Annotated in this window: 25 protein-coding genes; 18 read left to right on the top strand and 7 right to left on the bottom strand. The window is 52.6% G+C overall.

The features are described 5' to 3' along the window. Positions 1-16 precede the first annotated feature (16 nt). The 16 genes from ABFD83_05790 (at position 17) to yfcE (ending at position 14,314) form a co-directional block, all read left to right on the top strand. Complete coding sequence (locus ABFD83_05790) at positions 17-796, top strand: hypothetical protein (protein MEN6356580.1); 780 nt, start codon at positions 17-19, stop codon at positions 794-796. Between the two features lie 39 nt (positions 797-835). After that, on the top strand, positions 836-1,549 hold the full coding sequence (locus ABFD83_05785; GenBank protein ID MEN6356579.1) for a hypothetical protein: 714 nt from the start codon (positions 836-838) through the stop codon (positions 1,547-1,549). A 30-nt stretch (positions 1,550-1,579) separates the two neighbouring features. After that, positions 1,580-2,332 carry a hypothetical protein gene (locus ABFD83_05780; protein ID MEN6356578.1) on the top strand — a complete coding sequence of 251 codons (753 nt, stop codon included), beginning with the start codon at positions 1,580-1,582 and terminating at the stop codon, positions 2,330-2,332. Positions 2,333-2,444: 112 nt separating this feature from the next. Continuing rightward, the gene (locus tag ABFD83_05775) at positions 2,445-3,098 is read left to right on the top strand and encodes an STN domain-containing protein (protein ID MEN6356577.1); all 654 of its coding nucleotides are present in this window, start codon (positions 2,445-2,447) and stop codon (positions 3,096-3,098) included. A gap of 49 nt (positions 3,099-3,147) precedes the next feature. Beyond that, entirely contained in the window at positions 3,148-4,857 is a 1,710-nt protein-coding gene (locus ABFD83_05770; GenBank protein ID MEN6356576.1) for a secretin and TonB N-terminal domain-containing protein, read from the top strand. An 83-nt stretch (positions 4,858-4,940) separates the two neighbouring features. Then, a complete protein-coding gene (gene aroB, locus ABFD83_05765) occupies positions 4,941-6,035 on the top strand; it encodes a 3-dehydroquinate synthase (protein MEN6356575.1) in 1,095 nt (364 codons plus the stop codon). Further along, positions 6,035-6,235: a hypothetical protein gene (locus ABFD83_05760; protein MEN6356574.1), complete on the top strand. Its 201-nt coding sequence runs from the start codon at positions 6,035-6,037 to the stop codon at positions 6,233-6,235. Before aroB ends, ABFD83_05760 begins: the two co-directional genes overlap by 1 nt. Continuing rightward, positions 6,232-7,917 (top strand): protein kinase, encoded by a 1,686-nt coding sequence (locus tag ABFD83_05755; GenBank protein MEN6356573.1) that lies wholly within the window; start codon positions 6,232-6,234, stop codon positions 7,915-7,917. Before ABFD83_05760 ends, ABFD83_05755 begins: the two co-directional genes overlap by 4 nt. Before the next feature lie 2 nt (positions 7,918-7,919). Then, the gene (gene rpe, locus ABFD83_05750) at positions 7,920-8,606 is read left to right on the top strand and encodes a ribulose-phosphate 3-epimerase (protein MEN6356572.1); all 687 of its coding nucleotides are present in this window, start codon (positions 7,920-7,922) and stop codon (positions 8,604-8,606) included. A gap of 1 nt (position 8,607) precedes the next feature. After that, positions 8,608-8,961: a hypothetical protein gene (locus tag ABFD83_05745; protein MEN6356571.1), complete on the top strand. Its 354-nt coding sequence runs from the start codon at positions 8,608-8,610 to the stop codon at positions 8,959-8,961. Next, the gene (gene ribD / locus ABFD83_05740) at positions 8,958-10,043 is read left to right on the top strand and encodes a bifunctional diaminohydroxyphosphoribosylaminopyrimidine deaminase/5-amino-6-(5-phosphoribosylamino)uracil reductase RibD (GenBank protein ID MEN6356570.1); all 1,086 of its coding nucleotides are present in this window, start codon (positions 8,958-8,960) and stop codon (positions 10,041-10,043) included. Before ABFD83_05745 ends, ribD begins: the two co-directional genes overlap by 4 nt. Before the next feature lie 49 nt (positions 10,044-10,092). Beyond that, on the top strand, positions 10,093-10,731 hold the full coding sequence (locus tag ABFD83_05735) for a riboflavin synthase (GenBank protein ID MEN6356569.1): 639 nt from the start codon (positions 10,093-10,095) through the stop codon (positions 10,729-10,731). Between the two features lie 13 nt (positions 10,732-10,744). Beyond that, positions 10,745-11,959: a bifunctional 3,4-dihydroxy-2-butanone-4-phosphate synthase/GTP cyclohydrolase II gene (locus ABFD83_05730; protein MEN6356568.1), complete on the top strand. Its 1,215-nt coding sequence runs from the start codon at positions 10,745-10,747 to the stop codon at positions 11,957-11,959. Between the two features lie 140 nt (positions 11,960-12,099). Beyond that, positions 12,100-12,570 carry a 6,7-dimethyl-8-ribityllumazine synthase gene (gene ribE / locus ABFD83_05725; GenBank protein MEN6356567.1) on the top strand — a complete coding sequence of 157 codons (471 nt, stop codon included), beginning with the start codon at positions 12,100-12,102 and terminating at the stop codon, positions 12,568-12,570. Continuing rightward, positions 12,567-13,748 (top strand): trypsin-like peptidase domain-containing protein, encoded by a 1,182-nt coding sequence (locus tag ABFD83_05720; GenBank protein MEN6356566.1) that lies wholly within the window; start codon positions 12,567-12,569, stop codon positions 13,746-13,748. The genes ribE and ABFD83_05720 overlap by 4 nt, the downstream gene beginning before the upstream one ends. Beyond that, complete coding sequence (gene yfcE / locus ABFD83_05715) at positions 13,745-14,314, top strand: phosphodiesterase (GenBank protein ID MEN6356565.1); 570 nt, start codon at positions 13,745-13,747, stop codon at positions 14,312-14,314. The genes ABFD83_05720 and yfcE overlap by 4 nt, the downstream gene beginning before the upstream one ends. A gap of 116 nt (positions 14,315-14,430) precedes the next feature. On the opposite strand, the gene ABFD83_05710 is transcribed toward yfcE, so the two are convergent. Next, positions 14,431-14,910: a hypothetical protein gene (locus ABFD83_05710; GenBank protein ID MEN6356564.1), complete on the bottom strand. Its 480-nt coding sequence runs from the start codon at positions 14,908-14,910 to the stop codon at positions 14,431-14,433. A gap of 90 nt (positions 14,911-15,000) precedes the next feature. Here ABFD83_05710 and ABFD83_05705 point away from each other — a divergent pair, with 90 nt between their 5' ends. Together ABFD83_05705 and ABFD83_05700 are read left to right on the top strand one after the other, a co-directional pair. Then, entirely contained in the window at positions 15,001-16,257 is a 1,257-nt protein-coding gene (locus ABFD83_05705; protein MEN6356563.1) for a CBS domain-containing protein, read from the top strand. 226 nt (positions 16,258-16,483) lie between these two features. After that, positions 16,484-17,722 carry an Nramp family divalent metal transporter gene (locus ABFD83_05700; protein MEN6356562.1) on the top strand — a complete coding sequence of 413 codons (1,239 nt, stop codon included), beginning with the start codon at positions 16,484-16,486 and terminating at the stop codon, positions 17,720-17,722. 134 nt (positions 17,723-17,856) lie between these two features. On the opposite strand, the gene ABFD83_05695 is transcribed toward ABFD83_05700, so the two are convergent. From ABFD83_05695 to hisG, 6 genes are all read right to left on the bottom strand, one after another. Beyond that, positions 17,857-19,566, bottom strand: coding sequence for a tetratricopeptide repeat protein (locus ABFD83_05695; GenBank protein ID MEN6356561.1), 1,710 nt, complete (start codon positions 19,564-19,566; stop codon positions 17,857-17,859). Beyond that, positions 19,566-20,690 (bottom strand): zinc ribbon domain-containing protein, encoded by a 1,125-nt coding sequence (locus ABFD83_05690; GenBank protein ID MEN6356560.1) that lies wholly within the window; start codon positions 20,688-20,690, stop codon positions 19,566-19,568. Before ABFD83_05690 ends, ABFD83_05695 begins: the two co-directional genes overlap by 1 nt. Positions 20,691-20,709: 19 nt before the next feature. Then, a complete protein-coding gene (gene ruvB, locus ABFD83_05685; protein MEN6356559.1) occupies positions 20,710-21,735 on the bottom strand; it encodes a Holliday junction branch migration DNA helicase RuvB in 1,026 nt (341 codons plus the stop codon). Positions 21,736-21,957: 222 nt separating this feature from the next. Beyond that, complete coding sequence (ruvA, locus tag ABFD83_05680) at positions 21,958-22,560, bottom strand: Holliday junction branch migration protein RuvA (GenBank protein MEN6356558.1); 603 nt, start codon at positions 22,558-22,560, stop codon at positions 21,958-21,960. Positions 22,561-22,621: 61 nt separating this feature from the next. Then, positions 22,622-23,839: a DNA adenine methylase gene (locus tag ABFD83_05675; protein MEN6356557.1), complete on the bottom strand. Its 1,218-nt coding sequence runs from the start codon at positions 23,837-23,839 to the stop codon at positions 22,622-22,624. Between the two features lie 73 nt (positions 23,840-23,912). Next, complete coding sequence (hisG, locus tag ABFD83_05670) at positions 23,913-24,782, bottom strand: ATP phosphoribosyltransferase (protein ID MEN6356556.1); 870 nt, start codon at positions 24,780-24,782, stop codon at positions 23,913-23,915. Positions 24,783-24,986 lie beyond the last annotated feature (204 nt).

Raw genomic sequence — 24,986 nt, 5'->3', positions numbered from 1 at the left:
GGAGTAACGCAAGCAAATGATCAAAATAAACTTGCTGCCGCGTACCATAAACGAGAAGGCGGTTATCAGAAACACAGCGATAGCTTTTGCTGTGGTTCTGATCGCTATTGTTGTGGGCGGGCTTACGTATGCCTCTAACCTGGGCAATCAGGTCACACAAAAGGAATCCGAGGCTCAGGCGGCGGAGGCTTGGCAGAGCAGGGTCGAGGGCATTCAAAAGCAGGCCCAGGACCAGCAATCGTCCATCAAGCCGATCAAGGACAAGCTCGACTTTATCAATGCCGTTCTCAAGTTCAACGGTGTATATCCCAAGCTCTATGCCGAAGTTGCCAAGTGGACTTATGAAAAAGTCATGTATACCGGCATAGCCTGTGACGGCACTCAGGTAGTAATTGCGGCACGAACGAAGAATCTCGATTACTTGGGCAGATATCTGCTGAATATGTACCGCGCAACCGATCTTTTTACTGAGGTAACGATATCCGGGGTGCCGGGATACGGCAAGGATTCACAGAATCTGACAGACTCCGGTTCTGCCGGGACTATGCCTGGTGCAATGCCGTCGCCGTCCATGCCGCCCGTGCCTGGTCCGTCATTTACCCCGAGTGGCGGTCAATCGTCGCTTGCGGGTATTGATGCGATCAGCTCATCAATGCAAAAAGTGCCCGGCCAAAATGGCTGGATAGATTTTACTGTTGTTTGTAAGCTCAAGACTCCCATTACAGCTCCTTCTTTTGCTGGTGCAGGAGCTGCTGGTGCTCCTGGGGCGACACCTGGCGCGCCGGGTGGGCCTTAGCTCAGATATTAATTCGGCGGACTATTTTAAGGAATCATAATGAGTTTTTCCAAACTGAAACAGATACACGTCATAATAATCGGCGCGTTCTTGTGCATACTTGCTGTTGTCGGTGTTTTTATGCTGCTTATAAAACCCAAGCAAGTGGCCTTAAAAGCTGCGCAGGCGCGAGTCGATAAATGCACGCTTGCGAACCAGGGAGCCGAGAATCAAGCAATCGAGGCTTTGAATAATGCTATTCGCGAGACAAACAACACTCAGATGTCTTTGAATACTGAGATGAAAAGGCGTATGCCTAATCTAAACTTTGCACGGCGTGACCTGGGAATGCTTCAACTCTGGCACGAACAGATAAGCACACTGGGTCCACTGCTGGAGAGTTTTGCAAAAGACAAGAAGGTAAAGGTAATTAACGCCAAGTTTTCACTTCCGGCTCCCCCGGCTAATCCAAACGATCCTGTGTTCGATCAGGATGTGCTGGTGTTTCAGCTTGGAACGGTTGTGGTCCAGGGTGATTTCAAAGACCTTATGGCAAACATATGCCGCTGGAATAACTGCAGCAGGCTTGTAATGGTCTCGCAGCCGGTACTCAGTGGGATAAGCCCGCATCTGACGGCGAGTTATGCTCTTACGTGTTATATATTCCCTGCAGCAAAAGGCGGCGACAAGATACAGATGGCCGGTGGCGGCGCAGCCGCTGCAGGCGCTACTCCGGCTGCTCCGGGAATGCCGCCTACGCCGGGAGCGCCTTGAGATGACGCGAATATTGGGAGTTGAAATTTAATGGATTGGCTTAAGGATAAGAAGAACCAGCCGATTATCGTGACTGTGCTGTCTGTGATCATCGTTGGTGTGCTTATATTTTTTCTTCGTCCGGTAATCTTTGGCAATAAAGCGAATGATACTGCTGCTCAGACGTCACCGGATATGACGGCGCAGCCGGCCGCGGATCCGAATGCGGCGGGCCCGACGCCGGGTCCGACAACAACGCCCGGCGCGCCTGCGACGCCCGATGCAAGTGCGACGGCTCAGCCGACCCAGACTGCTCAGGCTTCCAGCGGCGCAACTCCCATGATGGCGTGGCGGTCCGACCCGTTCCTGCCCGTAGGCTACAAGCCGCCCAAGAAACGGATTGTAAGAAAGGTGCCCATCGTGGATTTTCCTTTTCCTTCTGTCCTGCTTCCAAGGGTTGAGCATTCAACGGTTGATTATCAAGAGGCTCAACAGCCGATCAGGCGAATGGCTGGGCTATTGCTTAACAAGCGAGTTTATGCGATCATAGAGACTAATGGGTCTACTGAAATTGTCCAGCCGGGTCAAGAGCTCAAGGATCATCTGGCTAGAGTTGTGAAGATCGAGCAGGACAAAGTGATCCTTAAGACGACAGATAAAAGGCCCAGGTATATAGTTGTTAGAATGGCTTCTTCACCGAGGACGGATATCGGCGCAGGGGCAAGTTCGGGTCAGTCTACTCCCGGTGGTGCAGGCACAATACCGCCGATGCCGAGGGGAGCCAGGACGCGGCCAACGATGTAAAGTAAAGTATGAAGTCCTAAGCGGAACCTTGATTTGTGAAAGCAAGTCATATCAAATGTAAGCTTCGGCTTGGGAGTCGCATTGCTCGTGTAGTATGCGCAGGAGGTTTGAAATGGTCAAGCAATTGAAGAGGTTAATTGTTGCGCTGATGATAGCAGTAATGGCCTCGGGACTTATATGTTCAATCGGCTTTGCCGCCGGTAAAGATGAGTCTGTCACTATTGATCTCAAGGATATAGATGCAAAGACGGCAATTGATGCGTTATTTGCCGGCACGGGCATTGGGTATGCGGTTGACTCGCAGGCGGCGGGCATGACGATATCATCATTCTCTGTAAAAGACACGGCGTTTGATGTTGCTCTGAAGATATTGGCAAAAACCGCCGGCCTTGTATATCGTGTGGATAATGGCGTTTATATTATCGGCAAGAAGCCCGAGACGACAGATATGAACCGTGCTTCCGAAGTGCCGGCCGAAATCCCGCAAGTTGACACAACCACGACATCCGAGTCGATTATCGACAAAGTGCCGCTGAACCACACCGGCGCAAGCGAGCTGCTCAATATGATGAACGGCAATACCAACAGCACAAACGGCTACGGCTCAAGCGGCATGGGCATGAGCGGCATGGGTGGCATGGGTGGCATGAGTGGCATGAGTGGCATGAGTGGTTTCGGCGGCGGCAGCAGCTTTGGTGGCGGCAGCAGCTTTGGCGGCAGCAGCGGCAGCAGTTGGGGCAGCAGCGGCAGTAGTAGAAGCTGGTAGGATAATTACTGAAATGATTTGTGCCTTTGACCGGAGGAGGAAATATTAGATGCTTCAAATATTAAAGCCATGGTGCTCTTTTAGGGCCAGGGCTTTCTCAGTTGCCGGAATGGCTCTTGCCGTGCTGGCGATTGCTGGTAGTGCGGATGCAATATCGCTTCAAATTAAGGATCTTTCGTTGAAGGAAGTGGTGATGTTGCTCACTCAACAGAGCGGTACCAACATTGTCATCGCGGATGACTCCAAGCTTGATAAGAAGATAACCGCATCTCTCAATGATATTCCTATTGAGAAGGCCCTTGATTATGTCGTAAAGGGCGCAGGGGTTTCTTACAAAAAAGCGGACGACGGCACATATATAATTGGCGCTGATATAGCCGATGAGCCTGCTGTTTCGTTGACGGATGTAGCTGCCGCACTTCCTCCGGTCGAGTTGACTGCATCTCAGAGTGTGAATAATCAGGAAAAACAGATTGTTGTTGTAAAGCTTATTCATTCCAGGCCCAGCGAGTTATTGAGACTTATCGGCTGGAATGGCATAAATCCCATGCCCAACTGTGAATCAATATCTCCCGAATACTTAAGCAATACCCATACAACATCTGGAGATAGCGCAAGGCCATCGACTAATATGAACCAAAACGGCCTGATATACGATCCCAATTTAACCATACGCAATCAAAACAGCCAGCCGGTTGTTCCGTCAATTGATCCGAGCAGTTTGAGTCGAGGGTCAGGAAGGACAGCCGATCAAGTGACAGGCGCATCCCAGTATCCCGATGCCGGCGCTTACCGGCCTGGCGGCTATGGTCCCGGCGGCGGATATAATTCCGGCGGGTACTACGGCGGCCAGCAATCATATAACAGGCCGGGAACCACTACTGCATCGCAGTCCGGCACATCCGGCGACGGCAATTTCCTTATTCCAGACGGTGTCGATGATGTGAAGCCGTTCGACCTCGACAACTCTATCATTGTAAAAGGCACTGAGGACGGGATAGAGGCATTCAAAAAGACAGTGCGAATGCTTGATGTGCCTCCAAAGCAGGTTCAGATTAAGGCTGAGTTTATTGAAGTTTCAACGAGCGACGTTAAAAAATTCGGAATTGACTGGAGCCTTGAGAGGATCAATGATAGTTTCAACACAGCGTTTAACCCCGAAGGCAATATCATCGTAGGCTTTACCAGCGGCAACCTTACTGCTCAGCTTAAGGCTGAGCTTACTAGTGAAGTCGGACGAGTCGTCAATGCGCCTATTGTCTCGACAATAAACAATCAGACTGCTATGATACAGATAGGGGATCAAATTCCAACCTGGCAGAGTGTGACTGTTTACTCCGAGAGTGCCACTAACACCTCATATTCTGTAAATTATTTGCAAATTCAGAGTATGTTCTCAGTTATGCCCCGGGTAAATGGTGACAATACAATCACGATGACAATGTATCCGCAGGTATCTGACCAGGGCACAATGTATACGGGTCCTGATGGCTCTCAGATTCCTGAGGAGCGTATTCAGTCGCTTTATTGTCAGAGACGTGTAGCAAACGGAGAGACCGTCGTAGTTGGCGGATTTGTCAGAAAGACTGATTCAAACAGCTATAAGAGTATTCCTATCCTATGCGATCTTCCTATTGTAGGCAGTCTGTTCAGGACTCATTCGAACTCGACTGATGACCGTGAACTGCTGATCTTCATAACACCGACCATCATTTCCCCATCAGGCACCGGTGTTGTGGGTGAGTCTCTTGTTCCGTAATCTTGCAATGTAATTAGGCGATTGAAGGGGGTTGCAATCATGCAATCCCCTTTGTTCCATGTACGCCGGTCTTGTGAGGGAAAATGCCTGAAATCAATGTCAACCTGCAGGAACGCTCATACGTTATTACCATAGGAGCGGGAGTTCTTGACCGCATAGGCGAGATCGTCTCATCCGTATGTGCTCCCACATCCGCTGCGGTTATTTCCAACCCAACGATTGTAAAGCATTATGCCGCGGAGGCATTAGCGAGTCTTGAGAATGCTGGTATTCGCACGAATAAGATAGTTATTCCGGCGGGTGAACGCTTCAAGACCCTGCGCAGCGTGGGCAAAATATACGATGGTCTGCTGGATATGAAGATGGATCGTCGTGGTGTGGTTGTGGCGTTAGGCGGCGGTGTGATTGGCGATATGGCCGGTTTCGCAGCAGCTACATATATGCGCGGCATCGATTTTGTTCAAGTCCCGACTACACTTTTGGCCCAGGTGGATGCGAGCGTGGGCGGCAAGACCGGAGTGGATCTGCCGCAGGGCAAGAACCTTGTCGGCGCTTTTCATCAGCCGAGGGCGGTCATCATGGACATATTGACGCTCGGCAGTCTGCCCGCGCGTGAACTGCGCTCCGGTTTTGCCGAGGTAGTCAAGCATGGTATAATTTATGACAGAGAGTATTTTGACTATATCGATGAAAACGCCGCCGATTTACTTGCCAGAGATATGGATAAGCTCGAGTATACGGTTTGCAGGTCTGTGGAGATCAAGCGTGATGTTGTCCAGGCCGATGAACGCGAATTGGGCGTTCGAGCCATATTGAACTATGGTCATACGGTCGGCCATGCAATCGAAGTCTTGAGCGGATATGGCAAGTATCGGCACGGTGAGGCGTCTTCAATAGCTATGGTTACGGAAGCGCTGCTGGCAGAGGAGAACTCCCTGGCCGAGCCCGGCATAACAGATAAGATCGCAGCCGTCCTGTGCAAAGTGCATTTGCCTGTGAAGTTTAATGCTTGCCTGGATACGAACGATGTTGTTAGGGCAATCGAGCTGGACAAGAAGACCATGGGCGGCGCCATCCGCATGGCGCTGCCGGTGAAGCTGGGCGAGTGCAGGATCGTCGCCGATATAGATCGCGAGATGCTTGCCCGCGCAATAGACAAACACAAAGCTTTGTTCTAATGAAAAGATTTATCCTGGATTCGGCGATAGCCGTATGGATTGTAGTGATGGGCGCATTTTTCGTATTGAGCCCGTTTATGGAACTGCGAGTTGCTGGCCGATGCGTATATATAGTTGCTCTTGTCGCTGGCGTGGCCAGTGCATCTCTATCGGTCATGCGGGCGATTTCGTACAAGATGTGCGGGAGATCTGAGGATTGATAGGACATATTGTGAATCATAGATACGAAGTTTTGGAAAAAATGGGCGACGGGCCTGTTTTCTCCGTATATAAGGCGCGCGACAAAGTGCTTAACCGGCTGGTTGCGCTCAAAGTGCTGGCGAAGGAACTGACGAATGACAGCGATTGCACTCAGACAATGCTCTCCGGCTACCGGAGTGCGGCTTCGCTTGCGCACCCGAATATTGTCAGAGTGCTTGATGTCGACCGCACCGAGTCCGAGTTTTTTGTTGCGTGTGAGTTCGCGCGTGGAATCAATGTAAAAGAGCGAATTCGCAGAGCCGGACCTATTGGAGCCCCTAATGCTTTAGATATCATCTTGCCCGTGCTTACTGCTGTTGAGTATGCGCACGCAAACCGCATTATCCATGGAGACATTGCTCCGCAGGATATAATCGTCAGTCCCGATGGAGAGGTCAAACTCACCGATTTTGGCTTGTGGCCTACGGTGAGCGGCTGCCGGGCCGTAGCGGATAAGTGTGCGATGCGCTCAGTCCACTATCAGGCGCCTGAAATCACTGAGGGTGCAGCGCCTACACCTAGCTCGGACATCTATTCAATAGGCGTTATTCTTTATGAGATGCTTACCGGCCAACTGCCTTTCAGCGGCGCGACAGCCATTGCAGTGGCTCTCAAAAAAGTTAAGGAAGTGCCGCCGTCGCCGCGTTCGATAAATACGGCGATTCCGAAGTCACTGAGTGATATTGTGATGCAGGCCATGGAGGCTTCTCCGCAGGACCGTTATCAGAGCGTATCGGCGATGCTGGCCGATATCAAGGCAGTCAGCGAGTCTATGAGGACAGGCCACCCGACCTCTGTAAGTCCGCGCCATATCGCAGCGCCTGCCGAGGAACACCAGACTGAGCCTGAGCAGCTCTTGAGGAAAAACTTTGTCTGGCTGGTAGTCGTTTTTGTGGCTGTTGTTATGCTGTTCCTTGGCTTAACAATGTACGTTATCGGCGGTAAGGCGCAGGTGAAAGTGCCTCCGATGCTTGGTAAGACCTGGGATGAGGCGCAGAGTATAGCAGATGAGAATAACATTAAGCTCGTCGATGACGGCAGAGCCTTCAGTGACATCTACCCGGCGGGTCAAATATGTGATGTGAACCCCGCCACAGGCTCTATGGTATCCAAAGACAATCCTGTAGTAAAAGTTAAGATAAGCACCGGGCCGAGTATGGTCGAAATACCGGACCTCTCAGGTCTTCCGGAAGCGCAGGCCAACGAAACTGCCGTGCATGCCGGTTTTACCATAGGCAAGGTGAAACAGGAATACAGTGAGAAGGTGCCCGCGAACACAGTCATTACGCAGGACCCGCCTGCCGAAGTCAAGCGCGCTCCCGGCAGCGCTATCGATATTGTTCTAAGCAATGGTCCCAAGCCTGAGAGCGACGAAGAGTCATCGACGTCGTCGACACCGACCGGAAAGGCCCACCGCTATAGAGTAAATGTCGAGGTTCCCGCTGATGCCGATGGTGATCAGGAAGTCCAGATAGTGGTCGACGACAGCCGCGGTGAGACAACGGCATATTCCGAGAACCGCAGCCCTGGCGACAAGTTCACCGAGACCATAACTGCATATGGAGACAACGCAACAATAAAAGTCTACGTGGGCGGAGAAATGGTAAAGGAGTTTCCGGCTGGAGGCGGCAGTCAGGAATGAGTATGAGTAGATTAGTAATCGCGCCGTCACTGCTGTCGGCTGACTTCAGCAATTTGAGCAAGGACGTATTCGCCGCTCAGGAGTGTGGGGCGGACTGGCTCCACTGCGATGTTATGGACGGCCATTTCGTTCCGAACATAACCTTCGGTCCTATGGTGATTAAAGCCGTGCGTAAGATCACGGACATGCCGCTCGATGTGCATCTGATGATAGAGCAGCCTGAGCGCTATATTGAAGATTTTGTCAATGCCGGAGCCAGCGAGATAACCGTTCATGCCGAGGCATGCAAACACCTGCACCGCACTATAGGTTCCATCAAGGCTTTGGGCGTGCCTGCGGGAGTCGCTCTGAACCCGCACACTCCGCTTTGTGTCCTTGAGAATGTAATAACCGATCTCGACCTAGTCCTGATCATGACCGTAAACCCGGGCTTTGGCGGACAGAGCTTCATAGAGACTATGCTGCCCAAGATCGCCAAGGCTCGCGAAATGGCGCAAGACGCCGGTGTGGATATAGACATAGCCGTTGACGGCGGAATCGATGTGAACACTGCCCCAAGAGTCGTTCGAGCGGGAGCCAATGTGCTCGTTGCGGGCTCCTCAGTGTTCGGCAACTGCAAACCGGTCTCCCGGGCATGCGCTGATATAAAGACCGCTGCCGAGAGCGCATTTGCAATCGGGGAAGTCTGAAATGCCCGACTCGTTTGTCCAGTGGGTGGCTCTGATCGGCGCTGTCGCGATGCCGATAGTTTTTCTAGTTGAGTTTAGCAAATGGCGATCGCCCGGCTCGATCATCGGCAGGCGTCTGCGCATACTTCGCATCATACTGATAGCGATTATGGAAGCGCTGTTCGTAATGATCCTCGCGGGCGGATGGGTTGCACTTCATGTCAGCAAACTTACCGAGCTTATATACTGGTTCGTTTGCGTTCTGCTGGGCTTGGCTGTAATTGTTTTGGCAACGTTTGATCTGCTTGCAGTGCTCAGGGGTTATTCATCGGTTAATCGAGCCCTGCGCGGAGTGGAGAAGGACGAGCGCAAGTGACACACGAAGACTACATGCGCCGCGCTCTGGTTCTTGCAAAACGCGGCAGGACTAGCCCCAACCCCATGGTCGGCGCAGTAATTGTAAAAGACGGCAGGATCATTGGCGAAGGTTATCACCCCAAGGCTGGCGAGCCGCACGCCGAAGTCTTTGCGCTTCGCGATGCAGGTGAGCAGGCCGCCGGTGCGATCATGTACGTCACGCTCGAACCCTGCTGCCACCAGGGCCGCACGCCTCCCTGCACGCGCGCTATCATCAAAGCCGGAATTTCCGAAGTATATGCCGCTATGACCGATCCTGATCCGAAAGTTTCATCCAAAGGTCTTGACGAGCTAGTGGCGGCTGGAGTCAAAGTCCACACTCCTCTGCTCGAAGACAAAGCCCGCACACTCAATGAAGCCTACATCAAGCATCGCACGACGGGTATGCCGTTTGTGATCCTCAAGTCCGCAATGAGCATGGACGGCAAGATCGCGACTCGCACCGGCGATTCCAAGTGGATCACCAACGAGCGTTCCCGCGCATACGCGCATGGCATCAGGAGCCGGGTGGATGCTATAATAGTTGGCGGCAACACCGCGCGCACGGATGATCCGGCTTTGACCGCTCGTGTCGGCAGAAAAGTATATTATCCGACTCGTGTGGTTGTTACGGGAACCGGCAACCTGCCGCCGAACCTGAAGCTGTTCAGCGAGCCGGGTGAGTCGATTGTAGCTGCAGGCCCATATGCAAATGCGGCATCATTGAGGAAACTCGAAGCGACCGGCGCGCGTATAATAATTTTGGATGCGTTGGATCGACGGCTGTCGCTGGTTAAGCTCCTGCGTGAGCTTGGCGAACTCGGGTGTTTGAGCGTGCTCATAGAGGGCGGCGGACAGATTGCAGCCTCCGCCATAGAGGAACGCCTGGTCGATAAAGTATTATATTTCCATGCGCCCATTATTATAGGCGGGCGCGATTCGGTAGATTCGGTTGCGGGTGTCGGTGCGGGGAGTATATCTACCGCGGTTAAGCTCGACCGTATCCGGGTAAGACGGTTTGGAGAAGACATCGCCGTCGAGGGACACTTAGTATATCCATGACCACCTGTTCCCTCTCCTGGGGGAGAGGGCTAGGGTGAGGGGGCCATCTTTGTTCACAGGTCTGGTAGAAGAAATAGGCACGGTAAAAAGCCTCACCGGCGGCACGGTGGGGCGGCTTGTTGTCGGCTCCGGTAATGTGATTAATGACGTGTCTGTCGGCGACAGCGTGGCGGTAAGTGGCACTTGCCTTACCGTTACGTCAATCGGCTCGGATGAGATGACTTTCGATGCAGTGCCGGAGACTATAAGCAGGAGCACGCTAAAGGCTCTGCGCCCGGGCGATAGGGTGAACCTGGAGGCCAGCCTCAGGGCCGGCAAGATGCTCGGCGGTCATTTTGTGCAGGGTCATGTCGATGGTATCGGCGTAATAGTCTCGATCAACAAGCTGGCCGAGTCTATAGTGATCCGTATAGCCGCGCCGCCGGAGATAATGCGCTATGTGGTCGAGAAAGGCTCCATAGCAATAGATGGGATAAGCCTGACTGTCGCCTCGGAGAATGACCGTGAGTTTACTGTGTCGGTGATCCCGCACACTCTGGAAGTTACTACTCTCGGCTTTAGGCGAGCAGGTGACAGCGTCAACCTTGAAGCCGATATTATAGGCAAGTATATAGAAAAGTTTATGAATGCTCGCAAGGGATCGACCGGCGTGAGCGAAGACCTCCTGCGCGAAGCAGGATTTATGTGAAGGGCATTTTGTAATGAGCAACACTGAGAAAGTATTCGCCACCATTCCCGAAGCCATTGAGGATATCAAGGCCGGGAAGATGATTATCGTTGTCGATGATGAAGATCGAGAGAACGAGGGCGACTTTATAATGGCGGCACAGGCAGTTACGCCCGAGGCCGTCAACTTCATGGCCAAGCACGGTAGAGGCCTGATATGTGTGCCGACAACTTCTGCACGCCTGGAAGAGCTGGGCCTGCCGATGATGGTTGAAAAAAACACAGCCAGGCTTGGCACTGCATTCACCGTCAGCGTGGACGCCATTCACGGCACCACTACAGGCATCTCCGCTCAGGACCGTGCGATCACAATCAAGACCTTTGTCGACCCTGACGCGCGTCCCGAAGACCTTGCGCGCCCCGGCCACATCCACCCGCTGCGCGCGGAGGAGGGTGGGGTGCTTGTCCGTGCTGGCCACACTGAGGCGGTGGTCGATCTGGTCAAACATTCCGATATGGGTTCGAGCGGGGTGCTCTGCGAGATCCTCAGCGAGGACGGCACAATGGCCCGGCTTCCCGAGCTGATCGAGATCGCCAAAAAGTGGAATATGAAGATCGTCACAATAGCCGACCTCATCAAATACCGCCGGTTGAATGACCGATTGGTCTTTGAGTTTGCCGCCTGCCGCATACCGACCGAATATGGCGAGTTTATGGCGCACGGCTATCAGTCGACAGTCGAGTCCAGCCCATATATAGCGCTGGTGATGGGTGATGTCACCGACGGTGAGCCTACGTTAGTGCGCATCCACTCGGGGTGTCTGACCGGCGATGTCTTCGGTTCACTGCGCTGCGACTGCGGCGAACAGCTTCACATGGCTATGAAGATGGTTGCCGACGAGGGCAAGGGCGTAGTACTGTATATTTATCATCATGAGGGGCGCGGTATCGGTATTGTGAACAAACTCAAAGCCTACGTGCTGCAGGACCATGGCGCTGATACGATCGAAGCCAACCATATGCTCGGCTTCCCGAACGATATGCGAGACTACAGCCTGGGCGCGCAGATCCTGGTCGATCTTGGGCTTAAGAAAATCCGCCTTATGACCAACAATCCGGGCAAGTATGTTGCACTGCAGGGCTATGATCTGGAGATAGTCGAGCGCGTGCCCATGGTCTGCACTCCAAACGAGGACAACGTCCGTTACCTCAACACCAAGCGTGACCGAATGGGACACCTTCTTGATTGAGTATTTGAGATTTAGTATTGATTATTGATTTATGCTTCGCGGGCGAATGCCCCGAAGCTAAGAAGTTGACTGAGCGGTAATGGTCCGGGCTCTTTGCTCTCCACTCTCCGCTCTCAGCTACTTATAAGGAGGGTAATTAAATGGCTAAGGTATATGAGGGTCAGCTCGTTGCGAAAGGCTTGAAGTTCGGTATAGTGGCGAGCAGGTTTAACGAGTTTATAACAACCAAGCTCCTAGAGGGAGCGCTAGATGCGATCAAACGTCATGGCGCATCCGGTGATGATGTCGAGATCGCATGGGTTCCCGGCGCGTTTGAGATACCGGTTATCGCCAAGAAGATGGCCGAGTCCGGAAAATACGATGCCGTGATCTGCGTGGGCGCAGTTATCAGGGGTTCCACACCTCACTTCGACTATGTCGCTGCAGAGGTCTCAAAAGGAATCGCAAATGTCGGACTGGCTGTGGGCGTGCCGGTCATTTTCGGCGTGCTCACTACAGACAGCATCGAGCAGGCTATCGAGCGAGCAGGAACCAAAGCAGGCAACAAGGGCTTTGATGCAGCCGAATCGGCCATAGAAATGGCTAATCTAGTCAGGAGTATCGGTAAATGAAAAGATTTATAGAGTACTTCGTCGTTTTTATCCTTGGTTTTATTGTCTGCGCCGGGGTGCTCTACCGCTGGTATGGTCCTCCAACTGCCGGACCCGTCTCCGCTCCCAATATTCCGCGCGGCGGCCCGGCTGTCATCAATGGAGGCTCCAACAGTGTGAGCAAGGCTGCGGCTGTAGTAAGCGATTATGTGGTCAATATCGACACAGTCGGCAAGCCCACGGTTCAGTTTAACCCGTTTGATTTCTTCGGCGGCATGCCCGAGAAAGTTGTGCCGAAGGGCCAGGGTTCCGGCGTTATATTTAGCTCCGACGGCTATATCGTGACCAACAACCATGTCGCTGCCGGCGCTGAGCAGATGAAGGTCACTCTGCATAACGGCAAGCAGTACTCCGCAAGGCTTATCGGTCGTGACCCGGCATCTGATATAGCTGTGGTTAAGATCGATGCCCATGGGTTGAAGTATGCCAGGTTCTCCAATTCGGATACCCTCAAGGTTGGTGATTGGGCGATAGCTGTCGGCAGCCCGCTGGGGTATGAGTCTACAGTTACCGTGGGAGTTGTCAGCGCCCTGCGGCGTGGGCCTTTTAATATCAACGGCCAAACCCTGCAGCTCGAGAAACTCATCCAGACTGATGCGGCCATAAATCCCGGTAACAGCGGAGGCGCGCTGGCTGATATCAACGGCAATCTGATCGGCATTAATACTATGATCGCATCGACTTCCGGCGGCAGCATAGGCATCGGTTTTGCGATACCCAGCAATACGGCAAAGAACGTGGCGGAAAAGCTGATAAAGAGCGGCAAAGTGGATCATCCGTATTTGGGCGTTATGTATGGCCCATTTGATTCAGACCGAAGGAAGCAGCTAGAGCAAGGTGGAATTTCCGGCCTGCCGAAGGCCGATGGAGCCGAGATACGCGGTGTGCGCCCAGGCAGCCCTGCCGAGCAGGCTGGTCTGCAGGTCGGCGACATAATACTCAAGGTCAACGGCAAGGCAATTTCTAATTCCAGCCATGTCGAAAGCGGAAAGACGAGTGTCAGCAACGAGGTCTTGAGATCCAAGATCGGCCAGTCTATCAAGCTGCAGATATGGCGCCGCGCGGACGGCAAGATCGTCGATGTGACGGTGAGGCTCGGCAAGATGCCCGCCGATTATGGGACCCAGCCGCAGCAATGAAGATAGGTGTAATCAGCGATACGCACGGCAGCATTGCCGCTTATGAAAAGGCTCTGCGCTTTATTGGCGGCGCTGACCTTATAGTCCATGCGGGGGATGTGCTCTATCATCCCCCGCGCATGGGTTTTATGGACGGCTACGACATCCCCGCTCTGGTCGAGGCCATAAACTCGTCCGATATCCCCATCGTAATCGCTCAAGGCAACTGTGATGCTCAGGTATACGAAGAGCTACTCAAGATTCCAGTGCAGTCGCCGTATGCGTATGTTTCATGCTGCGGTGTGCGTATTGTGATCAATCACGGCCACATGCTCTCACGCGAGCAGATGATTGATCTCGGCAAGCGCTATGGGGCGCATTACTTCGTCTCTGGGCATACTCATATGCCCGTGCTGGAGAGTGCGGATGGTCTTGTGCTGATGAACCCGGGCAGCCCGTCGATCTCCAAGTATGAGTTAGACGGCAGGCCGGTCCCGAGTGTCGGGGTCATTACAGAGACATGCGCGAAGATCATCAACATCGACGACGGGTCTGTAATCGCAGAGTTGAAAAGTCAAAAAGTTTGAAAGTCAAAAAGTTTCGTGAGCATGCGTTTATCCCTCCAGGTATCCCTACCTGGAGGGGAATACTAAATATGTAACTCTCCAGGTAAGATACTGGAGACATAAGAGAGTCAAAAAGCTCAGAGCTTAATTTCAGATTCCAGAGCAAGTCCGTCCACGGATGTAACCCGCCACACCTTCACCGGTATAATCCAGGCATGTCTTGCGTCTTCTTTTGCCAGGTGCAATGTCAGGTCACGCTCATAAATGGGACTGCCGCCTTTTGTCGCCGTCACGGTGAAATGAAGTCCCACCTCTGCCTTATCGCCGTCTATGCGTATGCTCTTTATATTTGCGCTGGCATTATAATCGGACTCTACGCGCAGAGCCTGGGCTACGAGCATTCTTAAGCGCTCATATGTCATGCCGGTGGAGTCTTTATAGTTGCTGGATACGCAGGCAATTGTCCCGCCCAGGTCGCGCTTGGCGATTGACGTCACGGTGCTGTGAATCATTGTGCGTATCTGCGTCTCATCAGAGTTTCTGTCGACAGTCGCAAAGGCGATGATGACACAAGAGATCACTATTGCAAGCAGAGCTAACCGGATATAAGTGCGCATAGAGACACCATGGGGATAAAGCATTTAGCATATCATAACACAAAAAATGATGATTGACACCCGTCCAGGCTGGATGTAAAGTATAGTGGCATGTACCTATCATACGTTATCGGACAAACCATAAAGGACCCAGGCGGCAGGGAACTGGGCAGGCTCGATGATCTTATTGCGTCTTCCGGACCGCATCTGCCCGTCATATCGGCGGTGGTTGTTAAAACCGGCAGGCAGCAGGTGCGCAACATCGCGTGGGAATCGTTCTCGTATGACCAGGAGTCCGAAAGTTTTTCTTTGGCTGTCGATGTCGATAAAGTTAAGGATTACGAGATAACTGACGAGGACCTGCTGCTAAAGACAAATATAATGGACAAGCAGATCGTGGATGTGCATGACTATCGCGTGGTGCGCGTCAACGATGTGCGTATCGAGCCCTCCGGTGGGAGGCTTTATCTGGTCGGGGTAGACACGGGCGCGCGCGGGTTGCTGCGGCGTATGGGTCTGATGCATGCAGCCGATAAGCTTTCGAAGATAATCAGGATCAAGCCGAGTTCGAGAGTGATCGCATGGCATGATATGGAGGCTTTTGAACGCGGCCTGGGGCGGCTCAAACTCAAGGTATCAGCCGAAAGGCTCGGAGCCCTGCATCCGTCGGATATCGCGCGAATTATCAATGACCTGGATCCGCATCAGAGAGCTGATGTAATGCAGACGCTGGATGTTGAGACCGCAGCGGAGGTGCTTACTGAGGCAGACCCTGATGTTCAGGCTTCGATTGTTGAAAATCTTGAAGACGAACTGGCTGCCGATATCTTGGAAGAGATGGAGCCTGATGAGGCTGCTGACGTTTTGGGTGATATAAGCGCCGAGCGCCGCGAAGACATTCTCGAAGAGATGCAGCCCGATGAGGCGGAAGATGTAAAAGAACTTCTTGCCTATGAAGACAATACCGCGGGCGGGTTGATGACGACCGAATATGTGGCCGTAACCAGGGACATGACCGCTCAGCAGGCGATAGACCGGCTCAGAGAGCTTGAACCGAGCGCGGAAACAGTCTACTATGTATATGTAGTTGACTCAGCCGAGCATCTTGTGGGGGTTTTGTCACTGCGCGACCTTATTGTAGCGCGGCCGGACACCAGGATCGAAGAGATTATGGTGTCTAAGATCATTCATGTGCACCTTGATGCAGGTGTTGATAAGATACAGCAGACCATGAGCGATTATAACCTGCTCGCGGTCCCGGTTGTTGATGAAGAGAATGAACTGCAGGGCATCGTCACGGTGGACGATGTCCTGGAAGAGATTACGCCCGAAGGCAAACGCAGGCGGGTACCGAAAATCTGGAGCTGATTGAAAGTGGAAAGTGGAAAACGAAAAGCGGACAGCGGAGAGCAAAAAATAGAGAGCGCCGATCAGGGCGGCGACGTACCTAACCCTCCATCGGCAATAGTGGAGAGTGGAGAGTGGAGAGTGGAGAGTCTGAGACTACTGCCACAACTGCCGTGTGCCCACCTAACACCAAATAAAATAATCAATACAAAATCTCAAATACTAAATGAAAGGGGGTTTTCGCGATATGAGACGTCTGGGCCGCAAGCGGCTGCTTATGTTTTTGGCCGTGATTGGACCAGGGATCATTACGTCTGCGGCGGACAACGATGCGGGCGGGATCACTACGTACTCGGTTGCCGGAGCCTTATATCGCTACGACCTCCTGTGGATTATCGTTCTGATCACGTTTGTGCTGGCGATGATCCAGGAAATGTGCGCGCGGATGGGCGTGGTCACTCAAAAGGGCCTTGGGGAGCTTATCCGCGAAAACTTCGGTGTCAAGTGGACAATGTTTGCTCTTGGCACTTTGCTTATTGCTAACCTCGCAACTACCTCCGCCGAGTTCGCGGGCATCGCAGCAAGCCTCGAACTTTTCGGCATTTCACGATACTTCTCAGTCCCGGCAGCCGCTATAGTAATATGGCTGCTGGTCGTGAAGGGCACGTTCAAGACTGTCGAACGTGTCTTTATGGCTCTCACAATCTTATACACTACCTACATCGTAGCCGGGATAATGGCAAAGCCTGACTGGTCGGAAGTAATACACGCTACCCTGGTCCCCAGGGTGAACACCAACCCTGCGTTCATATACCTGGCAATCGCGGTCATAGGGACGACGATCACACCATGGATGCAGTTTTTCCTGCAAGCTACGGTTGTGGACAAGGGCGTGCGAGTTGAGAACTACAAGTATCAGAAGTGGGATGTGTATATCGGCGCGTTTCTGACGGATGTGGTTTCGGTCTTTGTCATTATAGCTGCCGGCGCGACTGTATACGGCAAAGTGCACAGCGATGTCACAGCTTCGCAGATTGCCCAGGCTCTGGCTCCGGTAGCGGGCAAATACGCGGAAGTGTTGTTTGCGGTGGGCCTGTTTAACGCTTCGCTCCTGGCTGCGGCAGTGCTGCCGCTCTCGACTGCCTATACCTATTGCGAAGCGTTCGGCTGGGAGATCGGGGTTTCACGCAAGTTCAAAGAAGCGCCGATGTTCTACAGTATCTACACATTCAGCATCATCTTCGGTGTGGCTGTCGTTCTGCTGCCGAACAGGGGACTGATCCAGATTATGATAAACGCCCAGGCGATCAGCGGCATACTGCTGCCGGTCATACTTGTTTTCATGCTGAAGTTAATAAACCGCAAGGACGTAATGGGAGCCTATACCAACTCAAAGACCTACAACATAGCCGTGTGGGCAATGGCTATCGTGCTTATTGTAATGACTGCTGCTTGGCTGGGTGGACTGGCATTAGGGCTTGGGTAATTAATCGAAGGACACTTAACACTCCGAACCGGCAACAATTGCAGGGCTGCTGCTAGCGCACCGAGGGTTGTTGAAGAATAATGTTGAATGTGTTGGGTGGCGGTTGCCAAATCGCCACCCAAACAAAGCAGATCTCAGTCAGTAGAATCGAACGAAGTCGGCTCCGTATCTTCTCCCTGGTCCGATGGTTCGGGTTCAGGCTGAGGCTGCACCTGTTTAACAACCGTTTTGTTCTGGTCCAGCATGGCTGCCTGGTTTAGCTCTTTCTTTGCCTGATCCATAAATGTTTGTGCATTGTCTTTGGACTGAGTTGAGTTGGTCTCCAGATAATCAATCATGCTGGATGATGCCTGGGCAAAAAGACCACAGGCAAGGCTGCGGTGAATGCTCGCAGGCTGCTTTTGTGGGGGAATCGTCAGCGCATCAAGAAACTTGGCCATAGCCTCAGAGCGCAATGAGAGTCCCTTGATTGTGCTGTAGTAGCTCTCACGGGTTATTTTGCCCGTGTGGAAATTGTCCGACTCGGACACGTACTGATCCAAGAGCATCGCGAACGATTTGTCGAATATCTTACGCAGCATCTCGAAGCGATTAGCAACAACGGCATCCGAGGGGTTAGGCTGAGCTGTTTTAAGCTGTTCCAAGGCTTTACGGCTCTCACCATACAGCGACATTGAAGCATCGACCACTACAAGTCTTTCGTGCGCTCGCCAGTCGGATGGGTTCAGCGCAATAGCTTGCAAGTAGGACTTGGCGGCTTCGTCAGGGTCGCCATTGTTCCACAGCTTATCGCCTTCCACAATCTTCGCAACGGCTGCTGCGGCCGCGCTTTTTTTACTGATCTGCACAGGTTGTGTGGCCTGCTGAGTATTGGACGCGGACTCAGGCGCACTCGGTTCCGTCTTTGTATTCTCGGCCTTAGGCTCCTGGATAGTGGAGGCATTCTGACCGCTTTGCATCACTTCTATCCTCTGCCTCGCGGCGTCAACCAGGCTCTTGTCAGCGCCTATTCCAAGAGCACGATTAAGCGTATTAAAAGCTTCCTTGAACATTTTCTTTTGCGCATATGCTTCGGCAAGCTTTATTCTTAGAGGTCCATTGAACGGATCGGAGTTCACTGCATCGGAGTATTCCTCGATCGCTTCTGCCAAGTTTCCGGCGCTGACACTCGCCTCGGCTTTTGAGCTGTAATCGCCGGCATTGCGCTGTTTGGCCTCTGGGGGATTGGCGCCTCCGATGGCAGTGGTCTCATCACCCGTGGTCGGATCGACTGAGCTTATTATCGGCAGCTTGGCGAACGCTTTGCGGGTGACTTCGAGCACGGCCTTATTTGCCACCGACTGGATAGTATTGTCAATGGCCATATCGTCCGTATCCGAATATATTGCCGAGCTCGCCGTTTCCCATATTCCTTTGGGACCGGCATTTACATCAGCCAGCCAGATGTCCATCTTCAGTATTTTTTTACCGATTCCTTTGGGCGTATCAAATGCGATTGCCGCGCAAGAAGCGTAGTCGAACCCGAGGACTTTTGCTACCTCTATCTTCTGTTCGCGGGTAGAATAGCTGGCGATACTGTCCGCACTGAGTTTCTTGTCTAAAATGGCTCTTTCGACAGTCGGCGACTCGCTGTCGAATATCATTACCTCGACGCGCTGCGTTTCACGGAAATAAGTCTTGAGCGCGCGTGTGGCGGCTTTGACTAATGCATTGTCTGAGTCCTGGGTTTTCTCAGTCTGAAACAGCAGCACGACCGGACGCGATTTTTCTTCGGCCATAGTAGGGCTGCCGAGAGATACAATGCATACGATGGTTGTCAACCATAATGAGATAAGTCTGACCATTATTGTGCCTGCTGCCAGAGCGAGATCAGCTTTCTTGCATTTTCGATTCCACGCTGAGCGCTTGTTGCGTTGGAGCCTGAATTGATCTCGGACTGAAAATGGGTTATCGCCTGCTCGGCTGTGCTGATTGCGTCCTGCGTCCGGCCCTGGTTTCGCAGTTGGATTGCAGCCGCAAGCAGGCTGGTACCGTTAGCCTTGGGCGTTGTGTCTGTTTTTTGTGCCGAAGCGGCGGATTTGACGATTTTCGGTTGAACCGGCTCGACCTTAGCGCTTGCTTTTCCGGATTTCTTCGGCTCGGCTACGATAGTAAGCTCATTGCCTATTGGCGGCAGTTTCACCGGTTTGACCTCTGAAATATGAGGCTTTGCGCCGAGCGTATTACTCGGAGCAGGTGTAGGCGCGGGAGTCGTTGGAGCCTGCGTTGCCGCCGCAGGGGCGGGGAATGTGTAGACTTTTAGACCCTGAGACGCGCCGGTATTGACAGAATTGCTCGGGACAACGCTTGCCTGCGGCATGCTTCCTGAAGACAGCTTTGAGCGTCTCGGTGATAGAGACTTTTTTGGTCCGGGAATAAGTATTATCGCAAGCATCAATACAACGATAAACGTTATCCCTGCCGCCAGAGCCTGTGGCGGGGCAGACATCACGACAGCTTTAAGCCTCGCGATCTGCCGCCCGACAACCGGGACACGCGATTTTTTACCTTTGAGTTTTGCGCGTAAAACGACCAGCTTCTCTCTGTCGGCGGTGCTGTCGGGGTTGAGACTTACGATCTTCTCGTATTCGGCTAAGGCAAGTTCCAGATAATCACGAGCTGCCTGGGCATTATAAGCATCCAGCTCCAACTCGCCCTTGCGCTCATAAATCAGAGCCAGGACGCCGTGCGCAGAGGTGCTGCCGGGATTATTGAAGACTATCTTTTCCGCCCCGGCGAGCGCAACGTCCATGTCGCCGGACTCGTAGCAGTCGTAGACTTCAGCCAGCGCCTCGCCAAGCGCAACTTCGTCACTGGCCTTGCCTGCCAGCAGGTTGTCATCCTCGACCACCCACGCCAGGTGTAGTCCACATTCTCTGCAGAACTTATTTGTTTTTCCGTTATACGCGCCACATTTCGGGCATTTCATAATGATTCTCAGTTATCGGTTAAAACAAGCCTGATTGGCCCGTGTTCCTTGGCGTCAGGCCAAGATGTTCATAAGCAAGCCGGGTGGCGACGCGGCCGCGCGGCGTGCGATTGATAAAACCCAACTGGATTAGATACGGTTCGTGCGCATCTTCAATAGTGTCACGCTCCTCACCTGTCGCAGAAGCGATAGTCTCTACGCCAACAGGTCCGCCGTCGAATTTATCGATTATACACTTGAGTAGGCGCCTGTCCGCATCGTCAAGGCCGCATTCGTCTATCTCCAGCATCGCGAGACCGTCCACGGCCACGCTCTGGTCTATAGCTCCGTCCGCCTTGACCTGAGCAAAATCCCGTACCCTGCGCAGCACTCTGTTAGCGATGCGCGGAGTGCCTCTGGAGCGGCTTGCAATCTCATACGCGCCGTCATCCGTGATTGCAACGCCCAAAATCGCCGCAGACCTCGATACTATCGTCCTCAGACTGTCTACATCATAAAACTCGAAATTGTGGACAATACCGAACCTGGCCCTAAGCGGCGAGGTGATCAGACCTGTGCGTGTAGTTGCGCCGATCAGAGTGAACTTGGGCAGATCGAGTTTGATCGTCCTTGCGCTCGGTCCCTTGCCTATCACCAGATCGAGCTGATAGTCTTCCATAGCAGGGTAGAGGATCTCTTCGACGGCGCGGTTGAGCCTGTGGATCTCGTCGATAAACAGCACACTGCCCGGCTCGATATTGGTGAGGATCGCAGCAAGATCGCCGGGCCGCTCAATGGCGGGACCGGACGTGCTCCTGATCGAGACGTCCATCTCGTTGGCGATGATATATGCAAGAGTGGTCTTGCCCAGACCCGGAGGACCGTAGAGCAGGACGTGGTCAAGCGCCTCCGCACGCATTCGCGCGGCCTGAATAAATACACTCAGACTCTCTTTTATCTTTGCGCGACCGACAAACTCGTCGAGCCTGCGCGGGCGAAGAGAGAGTTCTACAACCTGATCCTCATCCGCAAGCTCCGGTGACATCAGCCGCTCCTCGAAATCCATGCTTTCTCCTAAATAGTGGAGAGCTGAGAGTGGAGGGCTAAGAGCCCACGCACCTTCACGTCTCCCGATCGTGCAGGATATCTGATCCGGTCCGAAACAGAATCTCGCAATTTCCGATTGCAATCACAAATAAGTCAACAACCTAGAATGCCCGAAAGCTACGGGGTTGCGCCCTCACCCCAACCCTCTCCCCCCAGGAGAGGGAGTAGCGTTCTGCAGCCTTTAACTCTTTGACAGTAACTTCAACGCAGCCCTGACTATATTGCCGGTATCAGGCGTGCCTTTAAGAGACTTCACAGCCTCCTGAGACGCGCTGCGGGCGTCATTGCGATTGTAACCCAATGCAACCAGGCCTTCCACGGCGTCATCGAGGCTGCGCTGCTCCGCGGGCATCGATCCGCGCGCCGCCTGCGCCCACTGGAGGGTCGTGATCTTTTCTTTCAGCTCTAATACGATACGTTGAGCCGTCTTCGTGCCCACCCCTGGGACTCTATTAAGCTCGGGGTGACGCTCGCCGGATATAGCGCTCACTATCTGTTCGACTGACAAAACGGACAAAATGTTCAGTGCAACCTTCGGTCCCACACCGCTGACAGTCAAAAGCAGCTCAAATAGGCTCTGCTGGGCCTGGTCTATGAAACCATAGAGGGTAATTGAGTCTTCCTTTACGATAGTAGAGACCAGGACCTTGACCTCATCGCCTACCTGGGGCATTTGAGTTATAGTGGCAAGCGGCAGATATGCCTTATAGCCGACACCGCCCACGTCGATCACGACGTAGTCGGCTTCCACTCTTGCCAGTCGGCCATGCAGATGTGCAATCAATAGTTCATCCTCTCCATCTCGGGTAAAACAAGAAATCTGTTATTAAAACGAATAATATGTTTTAAGAACAACGCTGACTCTCAGGATGAGCCTTGAGAGCTTCTTTCTCAGTCGCCGTAATATCGGCCATCAATTTGTCGACCGACGCGCTCCTTGCCTTGTGCGTGTCCACAACCACTACAATCTCGACATTTACCGGCTTGGTCGAAAACCTCTGAGAGCTTACGCGGTACCTCTTATACTCGCGCATCTCGACATGCACGCTTCCGCGCTCTACATTCGCGGCCAAGAGCTGATCAAGCGGGATGATGCCGTCGGTGCTGTAGCTGGTCATTATAAAATGCGCGTTTATGGAGTCTATCAGCCTGCCGTATGCCTGCAGGGCTTCGGATTTATAATTATACGGGCTACGGCGCAGATCACGCCAGTCCATACGGATTGCCGACTTGGTGCCTTGGGTAATCTTCTTGCTTAGTTTCGGCTTATCCCACAGGGTCACCGAGTTAAGCACATGATAGTTGCTGCCGTATGGATGCTGGTTATACGGCGGGTCAAGATATGCCACCGCGACCTTATCTGCACCCATATCGTCCGCCAGTTCCTGCGCGTCACGGCATGTGACCAGGTTGGTTTTACCGTTATCATGAAACACAGCCGGAGATAATTTCAAGTCCCCCGCTATACGATATAGCGCCGTCCTGGTCTGTCCGCCCCAGCCATTATGGAAACCCTTAAACACCCCACTTGTGTTGCTGTTATAACACGCCTGATACAAAAGTGGCGCCAGCAGGCATGCCTCTTCCACATCATCTATTAGCCCGGCGCTCTTCCAAAGCTCGATCTGATGACGGATGGCGTCTATGCGCATTCCATTTTTGCGCATATAGAACATTCGGTCTCTGGCGATGTCGTAGTCCGTGTCGTCATCGGGGCAAAGGTGCTCGGTTACCCAGTCCACACGCGGAGGGAGACTGTTTAAGATATCTATCGATGCTTCATATCCGCCAAGTGCTGTGAAAGCCGGAGCTTGGTTGCATGCTACATAGCATGTATTGATCGGTTTTGTATACGGCTCCCAGTCATTTGATATGACCTGATAACCCAGAGATTTTGCAAACCGGGAGACCACCCCGCCACCTGCAAAGAGGTCCAGAAACGTCGCATCTGAGCGGGTTCCAGTATTTCGCAGTGGTTTTGCGATGAGATCAAGCAGCTTGCGCTTGTTCCCGATATATGGGATCAACTGATTGAAGAGATAATTGGACCTAGAAGATACCAATTGCTGCTCCATGTAATATACAGCCGCCTGCTTCCGATTAAGTAATCTTTAGCAGGCGACAGAAAGCCGGCGATTAATAAATTACTTTATTGAGCGCATATTCTACAATCCCGGAAGCTCCGGCTCGTTTGAGGCTTGGGATAAGCTCGCGAACTGCATGCTCTTCCACTATAATCTCAGCCGCGACCCAACCCTCGTCCGCAAGCGGCGATATGGTCGGTTTCTTGAGACTGGGAAGCTCAGCCAGAATGGCATCGAGTTTATCGCATGGAATGTTCATCTTCAGACCGACAAGCCCGTCGGCAGTGAGCGCAGCCTGCAGCAGCATGGCGATGTTTTCGATCTTGCGCCGCTTCCACTTATCGTTCCAGGCATCCTTGTTTGCGATCAGACGGGTGGTGGAGACAAGCAGCGTATCGATAATCTCCAGACCATGTGCCTTGAGTGTGCTGCCTGTCTCGGTTCCCTCGACAATTGCATCCACCAGCTCAGGGACTTTGACCTCAGTCGCGCCCCATGAGAACTCGACATGACAGTTCACACCGTTCTCTTGAAAGTAGCGCTTTGCAACATTTACGAGCTCAGTCGCAACACGCTTTCCTTCGAGGTCTTTAGGTCCCTTGATCCCCGAATCTTTGGGAGCTGCAAGCACCCAGCGATAGGGTTTTGTGGTGGCCTTGGAATAGTGCAGTTCGCAGACCTCATGAACGTCGGCCTCGCACTCGCAGACGTTATCATAACCGGTAATGCCGACATCCAGCACTCCAGCTTCAACGTATCGTGCTATCTCCTGCGCGCGCAGCAGTGTAGCTTCTATCTCATTATCATCACAGGATGGATGATATGAGCGTGAAGAGACTCTAAAATCCCAACCTGCCTTCCTGAAAAGACCGAAAGTGGCCTCTTGCAGACTTCCTTTGGGCAATGCAACCTTAAGTATCAACTATATCTACCTCTATACATGTTCAACCGCAACATTATATCGTGAGCAGTAACCACGGGTCAAATCAGAACGATTTTGAGGCAATTGCGATAGACGTTATTTTGAGCGCATTTTATGCCGACAGCTGATTTCATAAGTAGCCTTGAATGTCTCAGAGTTCAAAAGCGAGCAACAAACTGGCACATCCGGCAGTATTTCAGCCTT

The sequence above is a fragment of the Armatimonadota bacterium genome (assembly GCA_039679645.1).
Classification (GTDB): Bacteria; Armatimonadota; UBA5829; order UBA5829; family UBA5829; genus UBA5829.
This window is presented reverse-complemented; position numbering and strand designations above follow the sequence as displayed.